Source organism: Pedococcus sp. KACC 23699 (assembly GCF_045348425.1).
In the GTDB taxonomy this organism is placed as follows: Bacteria; Actinomycetota; Actinomycetes; order Actinomycetales; family Dermatophilaceae; genus Pedococcus.
This window is the reverse complement of sequence record NZ_CP157483.1, coordinates 3,788,206-3,808,635: the sequence shown is the minus strand read 5'-3', so window position 1 is coordinate 3,808,635 and position 20,430 is coordinate 3,788,206. Positions and strand designations below refer to the sequence as shown.

The 20,430-nt window shown below is 71.7% G+C and carries 19 protein-coding genes; 7 read left to right on the top strand and 12 right to left on the bottom strand.

Annotated elements, in window-relative coordinates:
• Positions 1–115: 115 nt before the first annotated feature.
• The gene (locus ABEG17_RS17915; RefSeq protein ID WP_406830844.1) at positions 116–397 is read right to left on the bottom strand and encodes a WhiB family transcriptional regulator; all 282 of its coding nucleotides are present in this window, start codon (positions 395–397) and stop codon (positions 116–118) included.
• A 261-nt stretch (positions 398–658) separates the two neighbouring features.
• On the opposite strand from ABEG17_RS17915, the gene ABEG17_RS17910 reads away from it, so the two are divergent.
• Entirely contained in the window at positions 659–1,582 is a 924-nt protein-coding gene (locus ABEG17_RS17910) for a MerR family transcriptional regulator (RefSeq protein WP_406830843.1), read from the top strand.
• Positions 1,583–1,598: 16 nt separating this feature from the next.
• Here ABEG17_RS17910 and ABEG17_RS17905 read toward each other — a convergent pair whose 3' ends face one another.
• Positions 1,599–2,009: a DUF3224 domain-containing protein gene (locus tag ABEG17_RS17905; protein WP_406830842.1), complete on the bottom strand. Its 411-nt coding sequence runs from the start codon at positions 2,007–2,009 to the stop codon at positions 1,599–1,601.
• A 63-nt stretch (positions 2,010–2,072) separates the two neighbouring features.
• Between ABEG17_RS17905 and ABEG17_RS17900 the strand changes: the two genes are divergently transcribed.
• Positions 2,073–2,906, top strand: a complete 834-nt coding sequence (locus tag ABEG17_RS17900; protein ID WP_406833232.1) for an aldo/keto reductase — start codon at positions 2,073–2,075, stop codon at positions 2,904–2,906.
• A gap of 10 nt (positions 2,907–2,916) precedes the next feature.
• Here ABEG17_RS17900 and ABEG17_RS17895 read toward each other — a convergent pair whose 3' ends face one another.
• Positions 2,917–3,537, bottom strand: a complete 621-nt coding sequence (locus ABEG17_RS17895) for an L-threonylcarbamoyladenylate synthase (RefSeq protein ID WP_406830841.1) — start codon at positions 3,535–3,537, stop codon at positions 2,917–2,919.
• A gap of 71 nt (positions 3,538–3,608) precedes the next feature.
• Here ABEG17_RS17895 and tdh point away from each other — a divergent pair, with 71 nt between their 5' ends.
• Both tdh and ABEG17_RS17885 read left to right on the top strand, forming a co-directional pair.
• A complete protein-coding gene (gene tdh / locus ABEG17_RS17890; protein ID WP_406830840.1) occupies positions 3,609–4,646 on the top strand; it encodes an L-threonine 3-dehydrogenase in 1,038 nt (345 codons plus the stop codon).
• A gap of 3 nt (positions 4,647–4,649) precedes the next feature.
• A complete protein-coding gene (locus ABEG17_RS17885) occupies positions 4,650–5,843 on the top strand; it encodes a glycine C-acetyltransferase (RefSeq protein ID WP_406830839.1) in 1,194 nt (397 codons plus the stop codon).
• 53 nt (positions 5,844–5,896) lie between these two features.
• On the opposite strand, the gene ABEG17_RS17880 is transcribed toward ABEG17_RS17885, so the two are convergent.
• The 4 genes from ABEG17_RS17880 to ABEG17_RS17865 are packed head-to-tail and all read right to left on the bottom strand — an operon-like array spanning position 5,897 to position 8,587.
• Positions 5,897–6,343, bottom strand: coding sequence for an OsmC family protein (locus tag ABEG17_RS17880; RefSeq protein WP_406830838.1), 447 nt, complete (start codon positions 6,341–6,343; stop codon positions 5,897–5,899).
• Positions 6,343–6,882: a DUF1697 domain-containing protein gene (locus tag ABEG17_RS17875; RefSeq protein WP_406830837.1), complete on the bottom strand. Its 540-nt coding sequence runs from the start codon at positions 6,880–6,882 to the stop codon at positions 6,343–6,345. The genes ABEG17_RS17880 and ABEG17_RS17875 overlap by 1 nt, the downstream gene beginning before the upstream one ends.
• Before the next feature lie 2 nt (positions 6,883–6,884).
• Entirely contained in the window at positions 6,885–7,745 is an 861-nt protein-coding gene (locus ABEG17_RS17870; RefSeq protein WP_406830836.1) for a serine hydrolase, read from the bottom strand.
• Positions 7,742–8,587: a PhzF family phenazine biosynthesis protein gene (locus ABEG17_RS17865; protein ID WP_406830835.1), complete on the bottom strand. Its 846-nt coding sequence runs from the start codon at positions 8,585–8,587 to the stop codon at positions 7,742–7,744. Before ABEG17_RS17865 ends, ABEG17_RS17870 begins: the two co-directional genes overlap by 4 nt.
• Before the next feature lie 25 nt (positions 8,588–8,612).
• Between ABEG17_RS17865 and ABEG17_RS17860 the strand changes: the two genes are divergently transcribed.
• A complete protein-coding gene (locus ABEG17_RS17860) occupies positions 8,613–9,260 on the top strand; it encodes a histidine phosphatase family protein (protein ID WP_406830833.1) in 648 nt (215 codons plus the stop codon).
• A gap of 1 nt (position 9,261) precedes the next feature.
• On the opposite strand, the gene ABEG17_RS17855 is transcribed toward ABEG17_RS17860, so the two are convergent.
• The 4 genes from ABEG17_RS17855 to ABEG17_RS17840 all read right to left on the bottom strand — a co-directional run bounded on the left by ABEG17_RS17855 (position 9,262) and on the right by ABEG17_RS17840 (position 12,893).
• Positions 9,262–9,897, bottom strand: a complete 636-nt coding sequence (locus ABEG17_RS17855) for an RES family NAD+ phosphorylase (RefSeq protein ID WP_406830832.1) — start codon at positions 9,895–9,897, stop codon at positions 9,262–9,264.
• Positions 9,894–10,439: a hypothetical protein gene (locus ABEG17_RS17850; protein WP_406830831.1), complete on the bottom strand. Its 546-nt coding sequence runs from the start codon at positions 10,437–10,439 to the stop codon at positions 9,894–9,896. Before ABEG17_RS17850 ends, ABEG17_RS17855 begins: the two co-directional genes overlap by 4 nt.
• Before the next feature lie 153 nt (positions 10,440–10,592).
• A complete protein-coding gene (locus ABEG17_RS17845; protein ID WP_406830830.1) occupies positions 10,593–11,300 on the bottom strand; it encodes a class I SAM-dependent methyltransferase in 708 nt (235 codons plus the stop codon).
• Positions 11,301–11,411: 111 nt separating this feature from the next.
• The gene (locus ABEG17_RS17840) at positions 11,412–12,893 is read right to left on the bottom strand and encodes a glutamate--cysteine ligase (protein WP_406830829.1); all 1,482 of its coding nucleotides are present in this window, start codon (positions 12,891–12,893) and stop codon (positions 11,412–11,414) included.
• A gap of 174 nt (positions 12,894–13,067) precedes the next feature.
• On the opposite strand from ABEG17_RS17840, the gene ABEG17_RS17835 reads away from it, so the two are divergent.
• Both ABEG17_RS17835 and ABEG17_RS17830 read left to right on the top strand, forming a co-directional pair.
• Positions 13,068–14,240 carry an exonuclease SbcCD subunit D gene (locus tag ABEG17_RS17835; RefSeq protein ID WP_406830828.1) on the top strand — a complete coding sequence of 391 codons (1,173 nt, stop codon included), beginning with the start codon at positions 13,068–13,070 and terminating at the stop codon, positions 14,238–14,240.
• Positions 14,237–17,368 carry an AAA family ATPase gene (locus tag ABEG17_RS17830; RefSeq protein ID WP_406830827.1) on the top strand — a complete coding sequence of 1,044 codons (3,132 nt, stop codon included), beginning with the start codon at positions 14,237–14,239 and terminating at the stop codon, positions 17,366–17,368. Before ABEG17_RS17835 ends, ABEG17_RS17830 begins: the two co-directional genes overlap by 4 nt.
• A gap of 121 nt (positions 17,369–17,489) precedes the next feature.
• Here the strand turns inward: ABEG17_RS17830 and gcvP are convergent, their stop codons facing one another.
• On the bottom strand, positions 17,490–20,426 hold the full coding sequence (gcvP, locus tag ABEG17_RS17825; protein ID WP_406830826.1) for an aminomethyl-transferring glycine dehydrogenase: 2,937 nt from the start codon (positions 20,424–20,426) through the stop codon (positions 17,490–17,492).
• Positions 20,427–20,430: the final 4 nt, after the last annotated feature.

Below are 20,430 nucleotides of genomic sequence, written 5' to 3'. Positions count from 1 at the left end.
ACGACGAAACCCCGCCTCAAGGGACAGGGTTTCGGTGTCCTCCCGAAGGAGGCTGCTGCGGTTGCCCGCTGACGTACGCGCCTACGCCGTGGCTGGGTGCGTCCGACCGTCCGGGTCAGACGGCCACGCCGCGCTGCATCGCGAGGCGCTCCTCGGGGGTCGTGCCGCCCCACACGCCATACGGCTCGCGCACGGCCATCGCGTGCTCGAAGCACTGCTGGATGACCGGGCAGGTGGCGCACAGCGCCTTGGCCCGCTGCTCGCGGCTGAGGCGGCGGTTGCCGCGCTCGGCGTCGTGCGGGAAGAATTCGTCGGGGTCGGTGGTCCGGCAGGCGCCATCTGTCTGCCATTCGTAGGAGCTCAACAGCGGGCGCGGAAGTCTCTTGATGCTGCTCATGGGGGTCTCTTTCCTCGAGGCGCGAAACCGAAGTGGTTCACAACCTATGCAGAACTTGTTCAGAGCGCAACATTCCTGAATAAGTTCTATAGTTGTTCATGCCCGGGCAGGGATCGATGGCGGCGCACATCCACCCGTCGTCGAACCAACGGGCACCAACGTGATAGGAACCGTGACGTCATGGACAGCGAACCCAGCACGCGGCGCGCTCTGCGCGATCCCGCGCAGGGGTCCGACCCTGCCTCGAGCGACGCGTACGCCATGAGCACTCCCCCAGTGGAGTGGGCCGTGGGTTCGGTGTCCGAGCGCCTCGGCATCGCCCCAGCGACGTTGCGCACCTGGGACCGTAGGTATGGCATCGGTCCGTCGCAGCGCACGGAAGGCGGTCACCGTCGCTACAGCGAGGAAGACATCCGTCGCGTCCGCGTGATGTCGCGCTTCACGGCACGTGGGGTTCCCGCCCAGAGTGCAGCGCGAGTCGCCCTGTCGATGGACTCCGAGCGACTGATGATCGAGACCGGCGCCGAGGCCGACATGGCGGCTCCGGTCGGCGACACCAGCGGCACGGTCGCCGCGGTCTGCTCGGCGGCGCTCTCCCTCGATCCGGGCGCCCTCTCGCGCATCTACCAGCGCACCCTGCGCGAGCGCGACCTCGTCAGCGCCTGGAACGACGTGTTCGCCCCCGCGCTGCGCACCATCGGTGAGCAGTGGGGCAAGGGCGCGCTCGGTGTGGAGTCCGAGCACCTGGCGAGCGAGGTCCTCGTGACCGAGCTGCGCGCCGTCATCCGTGGCAACCGGCCCCGTGCGGTCGACGTCGACGTCATCCTCGCCAGCGCTGACGAGGAGCAGCACTACCTGCCCTTGCTGGCGCTCGAGGCGGAGCTGGCCCGCCACGGTCTCGGGGCGATCTGCCTGGGGGCCCGGGTCCCCACGTCTGCCCTCTCGGACCTGCTCATGTCGCGACACCCGAGCCGGCTGTTCCTCTGGGCCTCGATGGACCGGCCCGCCGATGAGGCGCTCTGGTCGGTCCTGTCCGCAGTGCACTGGCCGCTCAACGTGGTCCTGGGTGGACCCGGTTGGCCGGCTGACCTCCCCTCCGCGGGACGCTCGGTCACCGTCAGCCTGGCCCATGACCTCGGCAGCGCGGCCCACGCCCTCCTCGCTTCGGTGAGCGAGACCGGCTAGGACCTGCGGCGGTCCGCTACCCCAGCTGGTAGTCGAACCACACCCTGTGCGTGCCGTCGTCCTCGACGGCCAGTCCCCCACCACCACGGATCCCGGCAAGCTCAGCCGTCCCGCTTCCCGGCACCACCGCGAAGTGCTCGTGCGTCCGGCCACCACCTTCGGTCGTGGCCGAGTGGACGAAGTTGAAGGTGCCGGCGGCACCGTCGAGCGCGCCGTCGAAGGACTCCATCGCGACATACGTGCCCGCACCCCTGGCCTGGTCGTAGGCGGCGGTGAAGATGGTCGTGCTGCGACCAGAGACTCCCCCGGTGTACTGCTTGAGCATCACGGCGACCCCGACCGGGGCGCTCGTGACCACCACCTCCGGCGCCGGCGAGAGCTCGGCGGGGGTGAACGACTCCACGGTGAACGTGCCCTCGGTCCTCATGCGGGCAACCTACTGGCAGGCGGTGACACCCGGGCCACGGATACGGTGGGACCCATGCCCAACATGCCGACGACCCTGACCCTCAACGACGGCGCGAGCCTGCCGGCCATCGGCTTCGGGACCTACCCGCTCAAGGGCGAGGACGGCATCGAGGCGATGGTCAGCGCCCTGGAGAACGGCTACCGCCACCTCGACACGGCCGTGAACTACGAGAACGAGGCCGAGGTCGGCGAGGCGCTGCGCCGCAGTGGCGTCCCCCGTGACGAGGTCGTGGTCGCGACGAAGATCCCGGGACGCTTCCACGAGAAGGACCTCGCGCTGCAGTCGCTGCGCGACTCCGCGGGGCGACTGGGTCTCGACCGGCTCGACCTCGCCCTGATCCACTGGCCCAACCCGAGCCGCGACCTCTACCCGCAGGCCTGGCAGGCGCTGGTCCAGGCGCAGCAGGAAGGCCTGGTGCGCTCGATCGGGGTCAGCAACTTCACGGAGTCCCACCTCCAGCGCATCATCGCCGACACCGGGGTCACGCCGGCGGTCAACCAGGTCGAGCTGCACCCCTACTTCCCGCAGGAGCAGATGCGCGCCGTGCACGCCCGGCTGGGCATCCTCACCCAGGCGTGGAGCCCGATGGGCAAGCGCAACGCACCCTTCGCCGAACCCGCCGTCGCGGACGCGGCCGCCGCCCACGCAGTCACCCCCGGCCAGGTGATCCTGCGCTGGCACCTCCAGCTGGGCTCGATGCCGCTGCCCAAGTCGGCCACCCCGCAGCGTCAGCGCGACAACCTGGACGTGTTCGGGTTCGAGCTCACCAACGACGAGATGGCGGCGATCACCGCCCTGGGCCGGCCCGACGGACGACTCTTCGGTGGGGACCCCGACACCCACGAGGAGATGTAGGGGCGCCGGCTCACTCGAAAGGTGTGGGATCCCCTGCGCCGACCCTGACGACCTCGGGCGCCCCGTCGGAGAAGTCGATGACGGTGGTCGGCTCGGTGCCGCACTCCCCCGAGTCGATCACCGCGTCGACCTGGTGGTCGAGCTCCTCCTTGACCAACCAGCCCTCGGTCATCGGGTCGGTCTCGCCGGGCAGGATCAGCGTGCTCGACAGCATCGGCTCCCCCAGCTCGGCCAGGAGCGCCTGCACCACACGGTTGTCGGGGATGCGCACGCCGACGGTCTTCTTCTTCGCGTGCAGCAGCCGCCGCGGCACCTCCTTGGTGGCGGGGAGGATGAAGGTGTAGCTGCCCGGCGTCGCGGCCTTGACGGCTCGGAACACGGAGTTGTCGATGTGCACGAGCTGGCCGAGCTGGGCGAAGTCGGCGCACACCAGCGTGAAGTGGTGCTTGTCGTTCAGGTGTCGGATGCGCACGATGCGGTCCTTGCCCTCCTGGTTGCCCAGGGCACAGCCCAGCGCGTACCCGGAGTCGGTCGGGTAGGCCACGAGCCCGCCGTCGCGGATCAGCTGCACCGCCTGCGTGATCGCCCGTGGTTGGGGGTCCACCGGGTGCACGTCCAGATACCTCGCCATGGGCTGACTGTATGCCGCGCGGGCGGGACCGCGCGGCATACGGCCCGGCTCGGGCCCGGTAGGTTGGGCCGGTGCGCGCACTCGTGAAGACCACTGCCGGTCCGGGCCTGGAGCTCATGGACGTCCCCGAGCCCGTCACCGGGCCCACCGACGTGAAGATCCGGGTGCTGCGGGCGGGCCTGTGCGGCACCGACCTGCACCTCGAGCAGTGGGACGACTGGGCTGCCTCGACGGTGGCGCCGCCCATGACGATCGGCCACGAGTTCTACGGCGAGGTCGTCGAGGTCGGTGATGACGTCACGAACGTCACCGTCGGTCAGCGTGCCTCCGGCGAGGGCCACATCGTCTGCGGGACGTGCCGGAACTGTCGCGCCGGACGACGCCACATGTGCATCCACACCAAGGGGATCGGCGTGAACCGCGACGGCGCGTTCGCCGACTTCGTGGTGCTCCCGGCCACGAACGTGTGGGTGCAGCCCGACGACCTCGACCCCGACCTGGCGGCCGTGTTCGACCCGCTCGGCAACGCCACCCACACCGCCCTGTCGTTCCCGATGGCGGGCGAGGACGTCGTCATCACCGGCGCCGGGCCGATCGGCGTCATGGCTGCGGCGCTGGCCCGCCACGTCGGCGCCCGGCACGTCGTCGTCACCGACATCAGCGACTACCGCCTCGGGCTGGCCAAGAACGCCGGCGCCGACCTCGTCGTCAACGCGGCCACCTCGAACCTGCGCGCGGCCATGGACGAGCTGGGCATGAAGGAGGGCTTCGACGTCGGTCTGGAGATGTCGGGTGTCCCCAGCGCCGTCGAGGACATGCTCGCGCACATGAACCACGGCGGCCGCGTCGCGATGCTGGGGCTGCCCAAGGACCCGTTCGCCATCGACTGGGGCCGGGTCATCACCCACATGATCACCATCAAGGGCATCTACGGCCGGGAGATGTACGACACCTGGTACGCCATGAGCTCGATGCTGGGTGCCTCTCCCCTGCTGCAGGAGCGCATCGCCTCCGTCATCACCCATCGCTTCCCTGCGGAGCAGTGGCAGGACGCGTTCGCCGCGGCTCGTTCGGGCCAGTGCGGCAAAGTCATCATGGATTGGAGCTGACCGATGTACGGCACCGTCAAGGACGAGCTGGCCACCACGCTGCGCGAGATCGAGGAGGCCGGTCTCTTCAAGCACGAGCGCCGGCTGACGTCACCGCAGTCGGCCCACATCACGACAAGCAAGGCGCAGGCGCTCAACTTCTGCGCCAACAACTACCTGGGCCTCGCTGACCACCCCGAGGTCGAGGCGGCGGCCGCGAAGGCGTTGCAGGACTGGGGATTCGGTATGGCGAGCGTCCGCTTCATCTGCGGCACGCAGGAGCTGCACAAGGACCTGGAGCGGGCGATCGCCGACTTCCTCCAGACCGACGACGCGATCCTCTACTCATCCTGCTTCGACGCCAACGGTGGGGTCTTCGAGGTGCTCTTCGGCGCCGAGGACGCGATCATCAGCGACGAGCTGAACCACGCCTCGATCATCGACGGCATCCGCCTGTCGAAGGCCAAGCGGTTCCGCTACAAGAACGCCGACATGACCGACCTGCGCACCCAGCTCGAGGCCGCGGCGGCTGCAGGAGCACGTCGCACCGTCGTCGTCACCGACGGCGTGTTCTCCATGGACGGGTTCCTCGCCCCGCTCGACCAGATCTGCGACCTGGCCGACGAGTTCGGTGCGATGGTGCTCGTCGACGACAGCCACGCCGTGGGGTTCGTCGGCGAAGGCGGTCGGGGCACCCCTGAGCGGTTCGGTGTGATGGACCGGGTGGACATCATCACCGGCACGCTGGGCAAGGCGCTCGGAGGCGCTTCCGGCGGGTATGTCGCAGCCCACCAGGAGATCGTCGACCTGCTGCGCCAACGTTCGCGCCCCTACCTGTTCTCCAACGCGGTCGCCCCGAGCGTCGCCGCAGGGTCGCTCAAGGCCCTGCAGATCGCCGCGGAGTCCGCCGACGCCCGGGCCCGGCTGACGCGCAACACCGAGCTCTTCCGATCGCTCATGACCGAGGCCGGCTTCGACCTGCTGCCCGGCGAGCACCCGATCACGCCCGTGATGTTCCCCGGCGAGGACGGCGCACGCAAGGCCGCCCAGATCGCCGACGCCATGCTCGACGAGGGCGTCTACGTCATCGCGTTCTCCTACCCCGTGGTCCCGGCGGGCAAGGCGCGGATCCGCGTGCAGCTGTCGGCCGGGCACTCGGAGGACGACGTCCGAGCCTGCGTCGCCGCCTTCGTGGCGGCCCGGGACAAGATCGCCTGAGGGCTGGTGGGCTGCCCCCGCCGTTCTGGGCAGCCCAGCTGTCGGTCCTGCTGTCAGTCCTGGGTGACGCCGCTGTCGATCGGGGTGCCGAGCTCCACGGTCCGGCTGACGGTGCACAGACGGTCGTGCGACATCGCGATGGCCTTCGGGAGCATCTCGCGCGCCCGGTCGCCATCCTCCCCTTCCGGGAACGTCACGGCGAACCGGACCTGCAACCCGTCCATGTGGTTGCCGTCGTCGTCGCGGACCTTGTCGCCCGACGCCTCTACGACGAACGACTGCGGCTCGGCGCGCTTGACCGTGATGAAGTCGACGTCGACAGCACTGCATCCGGCGATCGCGGTGAGCAGCAGTTCGACCGGGGTGAAGTCGGCGCTGTCGCCTCCCCCGATGCGCATCGTGCCACCGCGGACGTTGGTCACCTCGAAGACGCCCTTCTCGACGCGCTCCATGCTGATCGAACGGTGCCCCTGGCCGGTCCCACCGGTCTCCTGCGCCATCAGTTGCCCCATTTCTGCGCGAGTGCGCGTACGACGGTCATGTTGCGAGCCGTCCCCGCCACGCCGAGGACCTTCTCGATCCGGGGTCCGGTCAGCTTGGCGGTGTGGAACGGCAGTGCGAACTCCAGGAGGACATCCTTGCCCATGACGTGGGCCCGCTCCCCCGGGGTGTCCCATGCGTCGAGCTCGGCCGCCTTCGCCGCCGGCGGCGCGGACACGCAGAAGCTCACGTAGCGCGACTGCTCGCCCTCCAGGGAGACCGGAACGGCATCGACGGCCCCGACGAGGGCCGTCAGCTCCGCAGGCTGCCGGGCGATCGCCACGATGTCGTACCCGGCGTGCTCCCCGAGGGCCTTCCCCACCGCCAGCTCCACCTTGCCCAGGCTTCGCATCGGCGTGCTGACGAGGAAGTTCCCCGTCTGGATGTGGGACTCCACGTCGGTGAAACCGTTGTCCTCCAACACCTTTCGGGCGTCAGCCATGGCCAGCTTGCGCCCCCCGACGTTCACCGCTCGAAGGAACACCACGTATGCCGACATCCTCAGCCTCCTTCGACGAGGCGGCGCAGCGCCGCCCCGATCCGCGCCATACCTGACAGGGCGGCCCCACGGGAGCGTGGTGAGGCCTGGTCGTCCCACTCTGCGAGGACTGCGTAGGCCACACAACCGCTGGGCCCGGACACCACACCGGTGTCGCCGCGGACGTCGCGGATCGTGCCGGTCTTGTTCCAGAGCCGCACGCCGCGGTCGGGTTCGGTGTGGCACAACGGGTCCAACCCGAACGCTCCGGCCACCATGGACAGGTCGGCGTTGAGCGACAGCCAGGCCACCACCTGTTCGGACACCCGACGCGAGACGACCTCGCCGCGCTCGAGCCGGGCGACGAGGATCGCCAGGCCGGCCGCGCTGGCGGTCGAGAGGGTTGGCGGGTCGTCGGGGCCACGTTCGTCCAGGACCGGGCCGTGGAGCGCGACGTCGTCGATGCCACAGGCCTTGGCCGTGGCCGCCACCGCGGCGGCCCCACCGACCCGGTGGAGCAACACGTTGGTCGCCAGGTTGTCACTGAACGCCCCGACCAGCGCGGCGCAGTCACGGACCTCCAGCGAGGCCGTGGCCAGGTGGCGCCAGAGACCGGAGTCGGCCACGAGGTCCTCGGTGCGCGGCACGAGCTGCTGGCTGCCGTCGAGCTCTCCGCGGTCGAGCAGTCGGGCGACCTCGACGAGGAGCAGGATCTTGCCGAGGCTGGCGGTGCGCTGGACGCGGTCCGCAGCGACCGCGACGAGGACCTCGCCGGTGCGCGGGTCCTCGACCTGGACGGCCCACGCCAGGTCGGGGGCGCCAGCGGTGGTCACGGCCGCGACCACCGACCGGAGCTCGTCCTCCGGCTCGACCCGGGGGCTCACAGCTCGATGACCCCTTCGCCGAGCTCACGGACGAGTCCGCCGACCTCGACGGTGCCCTCGTCGTCCACGTCGAGCAGGAGCGTGGACGGGCGCCCGACCTGCGCACCCTGGCTCACGACCCACGTGCCGCTGCGGCCCTTGTCGGCCAGCCAGGCGCCGAGGTTGGAGCAGGCCGAGCCGGTCGCCGGGTCCTCGATCGCCGCCGCGCCCTGGGTGAACAACGCCCGGGCCTCGATCTCGCCCTCCCCGGTCTCGCACCAGAGGTAGACGAGCGTCTCGCCGCCACGCGTCCCCATCCCGGCGAACTGACGCATCAGGGCGGCGTCGCCGACCGCGCGCCGCACCGCTTCGACCGACGTCGCCCGAGCGATCACCTGGGCGCTGCCGGTGCTCACCTGCTGCACCGGCCCGATGAGATCCTCGGCGGCGAGGCCCACGCACGAGGCGATCTCGTCCACCTTGTAGTCCGCCTGCACCACCCCGGGTCTCGCCGTCAGGGTCCACGTGTCGCCGTCAGCGGTGACGGGGATGGTGCCGGCCGGCATCGACAGCCGCAGGGAGTCACCGGCCAGGCCCAGAGCGCGTACGGCGTGCGCCGTTCCCAGCGTGGGGTGGCCGGCGAACGCCATCTCGTAGTTCGGCGTGAAGATGCGCACCCCGGCATCGGCGCCGTCGGCGGCGGGAACGAGGAACGTCGTCTCCGAGAGGTTGAACTGACGGGCCACGCCCTGCATCTGCTCGTCGCTGAGGTCCTGCGCCTGCAGGACGACGCAGAGGGGGTTGCCGGAGAACGGCTCACCAGTGCGGGCGAAGACGTTGAGCAACCGGTAGGTGAGGCGCATGTGGCCACTCTGTCATGCTGACCGCGTGCCGAGCAGCGTCCCGAACCCGCCCAGCCCACCGACGGGACGTCTCGTCCTGCTGCGTCACGGAGAGACCGAGTGGTCACTCACGGGCCAGCACACGGGCCGCACCGACATCCCCCTCACGCCGCACGGCGAGGAGCTCGCTCGAGCGGCCGGACGGCTGCTCGAGGGACGCGAGTTCGCCCTCGTGCTGGCCTCGCCCCTGCAACGCGCCCGCCGCACCGCCGAGCTCGCGGGCCTCGATCCAGAGATCACCGACGACCTGCTGGAGTGGGACTACGGCGCCTACGAGGGACTGACCACCGCCCAGATCCGTGCGGAGGTCGGCTACGACTGGACCGTGTTCGAGCACGGGGTGCCCCCGGGTCAGACCCCCGGGGAGACCGTCGAGGAGGTGGCGGCCCGGGCGTCTCGGGTGGTCCGGCGCGCTGTCGACGCGATGGCGCAGGGCGATGTGGCCCTCGTCGGGCACGGTCACTGCCTGCGCGTGCTCGCCTCGGTGTTCCTGCGTCGCGAGCCCCGGCTCGGCGCGCAGCTGCTGCTCGACGCGGGGTCGGTGAGCGTCCTGCAGTACGAGCGCGAGCAGCCGGCGATCCGCGTCTGGAACCACGGTCCGGCGGTCGCGGCACGGCCGAGCCAGCCCGCCTGACTCAGGTCCGGGGCACTCGGGTTCGCGGCGGCCGCACGACGGTGAGGTCGGACCGGCGCGGGGTCGGCCACACCGCGGGGGCCCCGGGGGCTGTCGCCGCCGGCACCGGGTCGGGATCGGCATCCCACGACTTGGCGCCCTCCTCGTCGAAGAGCGCGACGGCGCTGCACTCCCCCGGGGTGAACCGCGGACCGTAACGGACGCCACCGTGCCCGGCGCGGTCGAACGCCTGCGCCCACAGGTGGGGCACGGCATATGGGACCATCGTCTCGAGCTCACGGGTCACACCGAAGTCGGCGGCGGCCCTGGACTGGACGTCGGCGACGGCTCGGGCCGCCGGCACGCGCAGCCGTGACACCACGACGTCCTCGAGCAGGCTCTCCGGCACCGCAGGCGCGCCACCGAGCACCGGCCCCACCCGCTCACGCACCGCGCTGCCGGGGTCCAGAGCCGTGTAGCAGGTGCCGCGGGGCGCGGGGAGGTCGAAGCGGCCGCCGCCCTCGTTGCCGAACCACCAGGGGCCGAAGTCGCCCGAGTGGGCGCGGAACAGGTCGGTGGCGGTGTCGACGCGATGCGTCGGGAAGCCCTCCAGCGACGTGCTGGGCGCCTCCTGGACGACCCGCTCGCGGTCGCTCATGCCGCCCAGGCCGCAGCGTCGCTGGCCGCGCGGTCTGCCACGAACCGAGCTGCGGTCGACGACGACCGGTGCACGACGAGGTAGTCGATGGCACTCTGGCCCCCGAAGACCGGGGTCGGCGTCGTCAGCCACGCCCCGATGGACCAGCCGTCGACGCCACGACGGGTGAACGCACCGATGGCCTCGACGACCCCGGGCCGCACGGCGCCGTTGCGGCCGAACTGCAGCGAGGGATAGACCAGGTGGCCGTCGGCGGTGCGGCAGGCGAGGACGGTGCCCCGGCGGACGCGGTCGAACAGCGCCTGGCGGGAGATGCCCAGCCAGGCGATGAGTCCGGCGGTGTCGTAGAACGGCCCCAACGGCTGGTCGAGCGGGTGCACGGTGGGCAGCGCCGCGAGCATCCGCTCGGCCAGGGCGTCCACGTCGCCGAGGTCGAGGGTGCGCCCCTGGGCGCGCAGGTCCTCGAGCCGGGCGGAGATGCCCTCGCGCAGCGCCTCGGTGAGGGCGTCCACCGGGGTCGTGGTGCGGGTGCGAGGAGTCATGTCCGGAACCTCCGTCAGGATCTGAAAGCAGTCAAGTGCGTCAAGGTCGATTGACCACACTCTACGGCTCGGGTCCGACAGCGGCCCGGCGGCGTGGCCGGCGCGCGGATGCTGCGATCACCCGCAGTGGCAAGGCCGGCGGGGGTCCCGCAGTCAGCGCAGGCGTCGCGCTCTCAGCACCACGTCCTGGGTGTGGTGCATCCCTCCGCCGCTGAGAGGCACGTCTCGAGGCCTCGTCGCGTCCTCCTCGACGACCCAGTCCTCCCCCAACCTCTTGGCCACGTCTCCGGGGAAGACGTACTCGTCGGGGTTCCAACCCTGCTCACGGGCGTGCGCCATGTCCGCCGGAGAGTGGTGGACCACCAGCAGCGTGCCACCGGGAGCGACGAGGTCCAGCAGCACGTGCTCGGACTCGTGGTCGGGCGTCCGAGCCAGCACGGGGTACTGCGCGTTGACGAGGTCAAACGTCCCTGCTGGGAGCCCTGCCTCGACGAGCCCCGAGTGCACCCACTCCACGGCGACCCCGGCATCCTGCGCGTGCTTCGCCGCACGACCCAGGGCGACACCGGCGACGTCCAGGGCCGTGACCTGCCACCCGGCCCTCGCCAGCCACACCGCGTCCGCCCCCTCGCCGCAGCCCACGTCGAGGGCCCGGCCCGCCTCGAGGTGGGCGACCTGGGAGACGAGGGAGCCGTTGGGCTGTCCGCTCCAGATCTGTTCGGACGCGGCGTAACGCTCGTCCCAGTCGCCGTCACCGGGCCCCAGCCCGCGGGGCACGCCTTCGGCGTGGTCGTGACCCTGGTGGCCGTGAGCCTGGTGGTCGTGCGAGGGGGCCGTGTGGTCGTGCTCGGGGTACGTCATGACCGCAGCGTGCCGCAGCTCCCCAACGAGGGACAAGCGGTGTTGCCGTTCCCGCAAGCAGGCCGCGCCGCATACCGATCCGCGCGCGGCGACCGCGTCAGGGAGCCGGCCTCAGGGCAGCGGCCAGGTGTGCACCGGCTCGTTGCTGTGCATGTTGGTGACGTAGTGCTCCAGCATCTTCGCGAGCGCGCTCTGGCGGTCCAGGCCCGACTTCTGCAGGTTCGCGACGGCATCGGTCTGCCAGGTCGCGCCGTTGGTGCCCGTGGTGGCCCGCCCCTCGATCACCGAGAGGAACCGGTCGCGAACGGAGGCCGACACCCCCCACTCGGCCAGCCCCTCGTGGGCCATCGGCAGCAGGTGGCGCAGCACGAGCTCCTCGGCCCCGACCTCGCCGAATCCCGGCCAGTAGAGCCGGGACTCGATACCGTCACGCGCCGCGTTGTGGAAGTTCTGCTCCGCCGCGGCGAAGCTCATCTTGCTCCAGATCGGCCGGTCGTCGGAGGCGAGCTTGCGGATGACGCCGTAGTAGAAGGCGGCGTTGGCCATGACGTCGACGAGGGTCGGGCCGGCCGGCAGGACGCGGTTCTCCACCCGGAGGTGCGGCGTCCCGTCGACGATGTCGTAGATCGGCCTGTTCCAGCGGTAGACGGTGCCGTTGTGCAGCCGCAGCTCCGACAGCGCCGGCGCCTCGCCCGCCTCGAGCTTGGCGACGGGGTCCTCGTCACTGACCTCGGCGAGCAGGGCGGGGAAGTAGCGGACGTTCTCCTCGAAGAGGTCGAAGATCGAGGTGATCCAGCGCTCGCCGAAGAAGACCCGCGGCCGGACGCCCTGGTTCTTCAGCTCGATGCTGCGCGTGTCGGTGGCCTGGCTGAACAGCTCGATCCGGGTCTCGGCGTGCAGCCGCTGGCCGAAGAAGAACGGCGAGTTGGCGGCGAGCGCGATCTGCGGGGCGACCAGGGCCTGGGCCGCGTTCCAGTGGGCGGCGAAGTCCTGGGGGGCCACCTGCAGGTGCAGCTGGACGCTGGTGCAGGCCGACTCTGGCGCGATGGAGTTGCAGTAGGTGGCGACCCGCTCCCCCGTCGGCCCCTCGATGTCGAGGTAGATGTCCTCACCGCGGGCGTAGAAGATCGAGTCGTTGAGGGCGGTGTAGCGGTTGTTGGCGCTGATCCACTCCCCCTCGAAGTGCTCGGGCATGATCGTTGGCAGGATGCCCACGGCGACGATGTGCGCGCCGCGCTTCTCCGCAGCGGAGGAGGCAGCGTTGAGGGAGGCCCGCATCTCGTCCTCGAGCTCGATCGCCGAGTCCCCCGGGAGTGGGCGCGGCGGGACGTTGAGCTCGATGTTGTACTGCGCCAGCTCGGTCTGGTAGCCCGGGTCCGCGATCGCCTCGAGCACCTCGGCGTTGGCGAACTTCGGCTGGTAGGCGTCGTCGACGAGGTTGAGCTCGATCTCCATACCGGTCATCGGACGGTCGAACTCGAAGACGCTCTGGGCGAGCATCCGCTCGAACACGTCGAGGTTCTGGCGCACCTTCTCGCGGTACTGCTGTCGCTGCTCGCGGGTGTAGCTCTGCGCGGTGACTTCCTCCCCCACGGGGACCTCCCTCTGCGGTTTCCGGTATGCCGGTGGGCCCACCTCGTGACGAGCGGCACCACGACGCGCCCACGACCTTCTGCCGCGGCGACCCGGTGCCGTGATGACCTAACCACGTGCAGGGCGCGCCTGCCAACGGCTGTCACCGCCCCCTCGTAGCCTGCAGGTGTGCGCATGCTCCACACCTCCGACTGGCACCTGGGACGCTCGTTCCACCAGGTGGGGCTGCTCGACGCCCAGGCGCAGTACCTCGACCACCTCGTCGAGACCGTCCGCTCCGAGTCCGTGGACGCGGTCCTCGTCTCCGGCGACGTCTACGACCGGGCCATGCCCGCCCCCGACACCGTCCAGCTGCTGAGCGAGACGGTCACCCGCCTCGTGGGTGAGGGTGCGGTCGTCGTGCTGTCCAGCGGCAACCACGACTCGGCCATCCGCCTGGGGTTCGCCAGCGACCTGCTGGCCCGCACCGGCCTGCACATCCGTTCCTCGCTCGACACGATCGGCACCCCGGTCATGGTCGGTGACGTCGCCGTCCACCCGCTGCCCTACCTGGAGCCCGCGGTGGCCGCAGGACCCCTGGGGACCACCGAGCGCACCCACGTAGGGGTGCTGTCGGCGGCGATGGCACGGGTCAACGCCGACCGGGTGTCGCGCGGTGGGCGGTCGGTCGTCATGGGTCACGCGTTCGTGACCGGTGGCGCCACGAGCGACTCCGAGCGTGACATCTCCGTCGGCGGAGTGGGCGCGGTCCACCCACGCACCTTCGCCGGGCACGACTACGTCGCCCTCGGCCACCTGCACGGACGCCAGCAGGTCAGCGAGTCCGTCCGCTACAGCGGGTCGCCGATCGCGCTGTCGTTCAGCGAGCACCGCCAGACCAAGGGGTCCTGGCTCGTCGACATCGACGACGCGGGGGTGCACGTCGAGGCGGTCGACGCACCGGTGGCACGGCCCCTGGCCGTGCTCCGGGGCGACCTCGAGGACCTGCTCGCCGACCCCCGCCACACCGCCGCCGAGCGCGCCTGGTGCCAGGTCACCCTGACCGACCCGCAGCGCCCTCCGGCCGCCATGGAGCAGCTGCGCCGCAGGTTCCCCCACACGCTGGTGCTGCAGTTCGACCCCCAGGGTGCGCCGGTCCCGGTCCGCTCCTACGCCCAGCGGGCGACCCAGGAACAGCCCCTCGACGTCTGCTGCAGCTTCCTCGACCACGTCCGCAGCGGGCACGGCCCGACCGAGGCCGAGCGCGAGGTGCTCGCGACGGCGGTGCAGGCCGTCCGCACCGGGCGCGCGACCCGTGACGACGAGGGCCAGCTGGCGCCGGCGCGCCGACAGGTGGGCGCGGCGTGAGGTTGCACCACCTGTCGGTGACGGCCTTCGGGCCGTTCGCCGGCAGCGTCGAAGTCGACCTCGACGAGGTGGCGGCCGGGGGCCTGTTCCTCATCCGCGGAGCCACCGGCGCCGGCAAGACCAGCCTCCTGGACGCCATCGCGTTCGCCCTTTATGCCGACGTGCCCGGCTCCCGATCCAAGAAGACCCTGCACAGCGACCATGCCGACCGCGGGTCCGTGCCGCAGGTGACGCTGGAGTTCACCGCGGTCGGTCGGCGGTTCCGCATCGAGCGGTCGCCGGAGTTCTTGCGGCCCAAGGCCCGCGGCACCGGGGAGACCAAGGTCCAGGCCAAGGCGATCCTGTGGGAGCAGCGCGAGTCCGGCTGGGAGGCCATCAGTACCCGGCACGACGAGATCGCCGAGGTCGTCAAGGACGTCCTGGGCATGGGGCTCGAGCAGTTCACCAAGGTGGTCCTGCTCCCCCAGGGCGACTTCGCCGCGTTCCTGCGAGCCACTCCCGAGGAGCGCCGGGGCCTGCTCGAGAAGCTGTTCGACGTGTCCACCTACGCCGGTGTCGAGGAGTGGTTCGCGACCCAGCGCAAGGAGGCCGCGGCGGCGGTCGAGGCCCAGCACGCAGCACTGCGCTCAGACCTTGCGGTGCTCGCCGACGTCCTCGCCGATGCTCCGACCGGGCTGGTCGAGACCGCCCTGGCCGGCGTCGACCTGGAGGCGGAGCCCGACGCCACCAGCCCGGCTGAGCCGGAGGCCGGGCCCACCGACTGGTCGGCGCTCCCGCTCGACCAGCTCCCGGACGCGCTCACGGCCATCTGCGACGCCCTCGAGCGTGCCTCGGTGCAGGCGATGGCCACCGTCGACACGACGAGGTCTGCCGACTCGCTCGCTGCCAGGGGGCTGCACGGTGCCCGCGAGGTCGCTGCCCGTCGTGAGCGCGGCCGCCAGGCGACCGAGGCCCTCCAGGCCCTCGCCTCCGGGCAGGAAGAGCACGACGACGCCGTGGCCACGCTGGAGGCGGCCGCCCGGGCGCGGTCGGTGTCCGGCGACCTCGCTGCGCTGAGCCGCGCCGAGGACGGTCTGGAGCTGGCCCGGGAGCGGCACGCGGCCACCGCCGTGGAGGTGGCCGGACTCGGCGCAACCCCCGACACGCTCGAGGACGTGGTCGACCGGGTCGCGGCCGCGACAGCCGAGCTCGACGACGCCGCCCGGTACGCACGCACCTGGCGGGAGCGGGCGGGGCAGCACGTGGCCCTGCTGGAGCGCTGCCGTCAGGTCGAGGAAGCACGAGCCGAGCTGGAGGCACGGATCGCCGGCCGCCGCGACGTCGCGGTCGCCGCCCAGCGCCAGCTCGCCGAGACCACGCAGGCCGCCGGCGCCATCGACGCCGCGGCCGGCCACGTCAGGGACCTGGTCAACCTGCACCGCATCCGGGTCGCCCTGGACCGAGGCCTTCGCGACCTCGTGGCCGCCGGCGCCGTGGTGGACGCGCGTCGCACCGCGGCCCAGGACCTGCGCGACACCTACCAGGACCTGCGCCAGACCCGCTTGGACGGCATGGCCGCCGAGCTTGCCGCGAGGCTCGCCGACGACCAGCCCTGTCCCGTCTGCGGGTCGCCCGACCATCCGGTCCCCGCCGTCGACGCGACCCCGGTGTCCGCCGAGGACGTCGACCGGGCCGAACGCACCTGGCAGGCCGCGGCAGGCCAGCTGTCAGAGGCACAGGCCGTCGTGGCGTCGCTGGAGGCGGCCCAGGCGGAGCGCCTGGCCCAGCTCGGTGGCGAGCAGCGGGACGCCGACTCGCTGGCCGACGCCGTGGCCCGGGCGCAGGCCGACCACACCGTCCTCGTGGAGCGGGCAGCGGCGCTCGACCGAGCCCGCGCCCAGGTCGCGGCCGCCGAGACCGAGATCGCGACCCTCACCGAGCAGGCGGCCGAGCTGCGCGACAGCTTGACCGCGGCGCGCACCACCCTCGCCGCGCTCGAGGGCGACCTCGAGGGCGACATGAACGCGGTCCACGAGGCGGTGGAGCGACACCGCGCCAGCTGCCCCTGCGAGGGGGCGAGCAGCATCGGCCCCGCAGAGGTGGGCGCGCTCCTCGACTCCCTCCCTGCGCTGCGCAGCCGTCACGACACCGCCGTTCAGGCGCTGGTCGAGCACGCGGGGGCCACCCGTGCCCTGGAGACTGCGGGCACGACCCTGGCCACGGTCCTGGGGGCGACCGGGACGGCGCTCACGGGGGCTGGGTTCGGCGACGCGGCCTCAGCCCGGGCCGCACTGGTCTCCCCGTCCGACACTGCCGCTCTCCAGGCGCGGACCACGGCCCACGACACCGCCCTCATCCAGGCGCGGACGATCCTGGAGGACCCGGAGGTCGCCGCCGCCCTGGCCGGTCCCGTCCCTGACCTCGAGGCCCTCAGCCGGGCTGCCGACCTGGCGCGACACGCCTACGCCGAGGCCCTCGGTGCCGACACCCTGGTGCGCCGCACCCTGGCTGGTGTCGAGCGGGTCCGGTCGAGCGTCGCCGAACGCGGGGTCGCCCTGACAGCGGCAGCGGCCCGTCACGACGTGCTGCGCGAGGTGGCCGACGCGGTCGCCGGCACCTCGTCCTCGAACTCCCTGCGCATGCGGTTGTCGGCGTTCGTGCTCGCGGCGCGACTGGAGAAGGTCGCCGCCCTGGCCAACGAACGGCTGTCCACCATGGGTGACGGCCGCTACCAGCTGCGTCACACGGACGGTCTTGCCGCCCGGGGCGCCCGCAGCGGCCTTGGCCTGGAGGTCCTCGACCTGTGGACCGGGCAGGCGCGCGACACGAGCTCGTTGTCCGGGGGTGAGTCCTTCATGGCCTCCCTGGCCCTGGCGCTCGGGCTCGCCGATGGCGTGCGCGAGGAGTCCGGCGGGTTCGACCTGCAGACCCTGTTCGTCGACGAAGGCTTCGGCACCCTCGACGACGAGAGCCTGGAGCAGGTCATGGCGGTGCTCGACGACCTGCGCGAGGGTGGCCGCGCCGTCGGCGTCGTCAGCCACGTCGCCGAGCTGCGCACCCGCATCTCCAGCCAGGTGGTGGTGGTCAAGACCGAGCGCGGTTCCACGGTGCGCACCGCCGTCGTCAGCGACGCCGCGCCGGCCGCCTGACGGCCTTCCGGGCCACACCGGGCCGCTGCCCACGCCACGTCCGGCCGCTGCCGGCGGCACCCGAGCGCTGTGCGCGCCCGCCCGGGTGCGCGGAGTCACCTCCGCGCACCCGGGCGGCGGGTCAGCTCTCGAACGCCTCGGGCGGGGGGCAGCTGCACACGAGGTGGCGGTCGCCGTACGCACCGTCGATCCGACCGACCGGCGGCCAGTACTTGTCAGGGGCGTGCACGCCGACGGGGAAGGCGGCGTCGGAGCGGTCGTAGGGGTACTCCCACTTCCCGGCCAGCGCCTTGGCCGTGTGCGGCGCGTTGCGCAGCATGCTGTCGGCCACCGCGACCTCCCCGGCTTCCACGGCGGCGATCTCGTGCCTGATCGCGATCATCGCGTCGCAGAACCGGTCGATCTCACCCCGGTCCTCGCTCTCGGTAGGCTCGACCATCAGCGTCCCGGCGACCGGGAAGGACATCGTCGGCGCGTGGAAGCCGTAGTCGATGAGCCGCTTGGCCACGTCGTCGACGCTGACGCCGCTGCGCTTGGTGAGGTCGCGCAGGTCGAGGATGCACTCGTGGGCGACGATGCCGTCGTGTCCCGAGTAGAGCACCGGGTAGTGCTCGCGCAGCCGGGTGGCGATGTAGTTGGCGTTGAGGATCGCCACCTGGGTGGCGCGGGTCAGGCCGGCCCCACCCATGAGGCGGACGTAGGCCCACGAGATCGGCAGGATGCTCGCAGAGCCGAACGGCGCCGCCGAGATCGGACCGACCCCGCTCGCCGGACCCGCCTCGGCCGACAGCGGGTGGTTGGGCAGGTGCGGGGCGAGGTGGGCCCGGACCGCGACCGGACCGACACCGGGGCCGCCGCCGCCGTGCGGGATGCAGAACGTCTTGTGCAGGTTGAGGTGCGAGACGTCGGCGCCGAACTTGCCCGGCTTGGCCAGGCCGACGAGCGCGTTGAGGTTGGCCCCGTCGACGTAGACCTGGCCGCCCGCGTCGTGGACCAGGCCGCACAGCTCGGTGATGGTGTCCTCGAAGACACCGTGCGTCGACGGGTACGTCACCATGATCGCCGCGAGCTCGTCGCGGTGCTGCTCGACCTTGGCGCGCAGGTCGTCCATGTCGACGTCGCCGCCCGGAGCCGTCTTGACGACGACGACCTTCATGCCGGCCATGACGGCGCTGGCGGCGTTCGTGCCGTGCGCGCTGGCAGGAATGAGGCAGATGCGGCGCTGGGACTGGCCGTTGGCCTCGTGGTAGGCGTGGATCGCGAGGAGCCCGGCGAACTCGCCCTGGGAGCCGGCGTTCGGCTGCAGCGACACCGCGTCATACCCGGTGATCTCGCACAGCCACGCGGACAGGTCACTGATGAGCGAGCGGATGCCCTCGGTCTGGTGCGCCGGGGCGAACGGGTGCAGGTGCGCGAACTCCGGCCAGGTGACCGCCACCATCTCGGTCGTCGCGTTGAGCTTCATGGTGCAGGACCCCAACGGGATCATGCCGCGGTCGAGGGCGAAGTCGCGGTCGGACAGGCGGCGCAGGTAGCGCAGCATCGAGGTCTCGCTGCGGTGGCTGTGGAACACCGGGTGGGTGAGGTACTCACTGGTCCGCACGAGCTCCGACGGCCACTGGACTCCGTCGAGGGAGACGGTGGCGCTGCCGGTCGCGCCGAACGCCGCCCACACCGCCTCGAGGTTGCGCAGGTCGGTGGTCTCGTCGACGCTGACCGACACGCGGTCACCGTCGACCCTCCACACGTTGACGCCACGGTCGGCCGCCGCGCTGAGCACCTCGTCGGCGCGACCCGGGACCGAGACGGTCACGGTGTCGAAGTAGTGGGTCGAGAGCACCTCGATGTCGCTCGCCCGGAGTCCTTCGACCAGAGCGCGCGCGTGTCCGTGCACCCGACGAGCGATCGCGGCCAGGCCGTCCGGGCCGTGGTAGACGGCGTACATGGAGGCCATCACGGCGAGGAGCACCTGGGCGGTGCAGATGTTGGACGTCGCCTTCTCGCGACGGATGTGCTGCTCACGGGTCTGCAGGGCGAGGCGGTATGCGGGTGCGCCCTCGGTGTCGACGCTCACGCCGACGAGGCGACCCGGCAGCGTGCGCTCCAGCCCGGCGCGGACGCTCATGTACCCCGCATGCGGGCCGCCGAAGCCCATCGGCACCCCGAAGCGCTGGGTCGTGCCCACCGCGACGTCGGCGCCCCACTCCCCCGGCGCCGTGGCCAGGGTGAGGGCCAGCAGGTCCGCGGCTGCGGTGACGAGGGCGCCGGCCTCGTGGGCGGCGACGGACAGGGCACGCCAGTCGCGGACCTCGCCGTCGGCACCGGGGTACTGCACGATGACCCCGAAGACGTCGCGGTCACCAGCGGCGGCGCGCAGCGTCTCCACGGAGTCGACCGCGGCGAGGTCGGCGACGACGACCTCGAGTCCGAGCGGGGCGGCACGGGTGTGCATGACGGCGAGGGTCTGCGGGAACAGGTGGCGGTCGACGACGAGGACGGCGTCGGCCGAGGCCTTGCTGGAGCGGCGCATGACGGTCATCGCCTCGGCCGCCGCCGTGCCCTCGTCGAGCAACGAGGCGCCCGAGGTCGACAGGCCCGTGAGGTCGCTGACCACGGTCTGGAAGTTGATGAGGGCCTCGAGGCGGCCCTGGGAGATCTCGGGCTGGTACGGCGTGTAGGCGGTGTACCAGGCGGGGTTCTCCAGCACGTTGCGCTGGATGACGGCCGGGGTGATCGTCCCGTAGTAGCCGAGCCCGATCATCGAGGTCATCACGTGGTTGCGTCGAGCCAGGCCGCGCAGCTCCTCGACCACTGCGGCCTCCGAGGGACTGGGGTCGACCCGCAGCGGCACATCGGACCGGATGGCTCCGGGCAGCGCGGCGTCGACGAGGGACTCGAGGCTGTCGTGGCCGACGGCGGCAAGCATGGTCGCGACGTCGTCCTGCGACGGACCGATGTGCCGGCCGACGAACTCGGGCAACGTGGTCGCCAACGGCTCGCCCTGGTGGTCGTCGCGGTCGGCGGAGGGGGCAGGCGTGGCGGTGTGCTGGGCGGACATGAGG

What these genes read in the sequence shown, in the direction of transcription:
- ABEG17_RS17915 (WP_406830844.1), bottom strand. Translation starts at nt 397, where the DNA reads ATGAGCAGCATCAAGAGACTTCCGCGCCCGCTGTTGAGCTCCTACGAA.
- ABEG17_RS17910 (WP_406830843.1), top strand. Translation starts at nt 659, where the DNA reads ATGAGCACTCCCCCAGTGGAGTGGGCCGTGGGTTCGGTGTCCGAGCGC.
- ABEG17_RS17905 (WP_406830842.1), bottom strand. Translation starts at nt 2,009, where the DNA reads ATGAGGACCGAGGGCACGTTCACCGTGGAGTCGTTCACCCCCGCCGAG.
- ABEG17_RS17900 (WP_406833232.1), top strand. Translation starts at nt 2,073, where the DNA reads ATGCCGACGACCCTGACCCTCAACGACGGCGCGAGCCTGCCGGCCATC.
- ABEG17_RS17895 (WP_406830841.1), bottom strand. Translation starts at nt 3,537, where the DNA reads ATGGCGAGGTATCTGGACGTGCACCCGGTGGACCCCCAACCACGGGCG.
- ABEG17_RS17885 (WP_406830839.1), top strand. Translation starts at nt 4,650, where the DNA reads ATGTACGGCACCGTCAAGGACGAGCTGGCCACCACGCTGCGCGAGATC.
- ABEG17_RS17880 (WP_406830838.1), bottom strand. Translation starts at nt 6,343, where the DNA reads ATGGCGCAGGAGACCGGTGGGACCGGCCAGGGGCACCGTTCGATCAGC.
- ABEG17_RS17875 (WP_406830837.1), bottom strand. Translation starts at nt 6,882, where the DNA reads ATGTCGGCATACGTGGTGTTCCTTCGAGCGGTGAACGTCGGGGGGCGC.
- ABEG17_RS17865 (WP_406830835.1), bottom strand. Translation starts at nt 8,587, where the DNA reads ATGCGCCTCACCTACCGGTTGCTCAACGTCTTCGCCCGCACTGGTGAG.
- ABEG17_RS17855 (WP_406830832.1), bottom strand. Translation starts at nt 9,897, where the DNA reads ATGAGCGACCGCGAGCGGGTCGTCCAGGAGGCGCCCAGCACGTCGCTG.
- ABEG17_RS17850 (WP_406830831.1), bottom strand. Translation starts at nt 10,439, where the DNA reads ATGACTCCTCGCACCCGCACCACGACCCCGGTGGACGCCCTCACCGAG.
- ABEG17_RS17845 (WP_406830830.1), bottom strand. Translation starts at nt 11,300, where the DNA reads ATGACGTACCCCGAGCACGACCACACGGCCCCCTCGCACGACCACCAG.
- ABEG17_RS17835 (WP_406830828.1), top strand. Translation starts at nt 13,068, where the DNA reads ATGCTCCACACCTCCGACTGGCACCTGGGACGCTCGTTCCACCAGGTG.
- gcvP (WP_406830826.1), bottom strand. Translation starts at nt 20,426, where the DNA reads ATGTCCGCCCAGCACACCGCCACGCCTGCCCCCTCCGCCGACCGCGAC.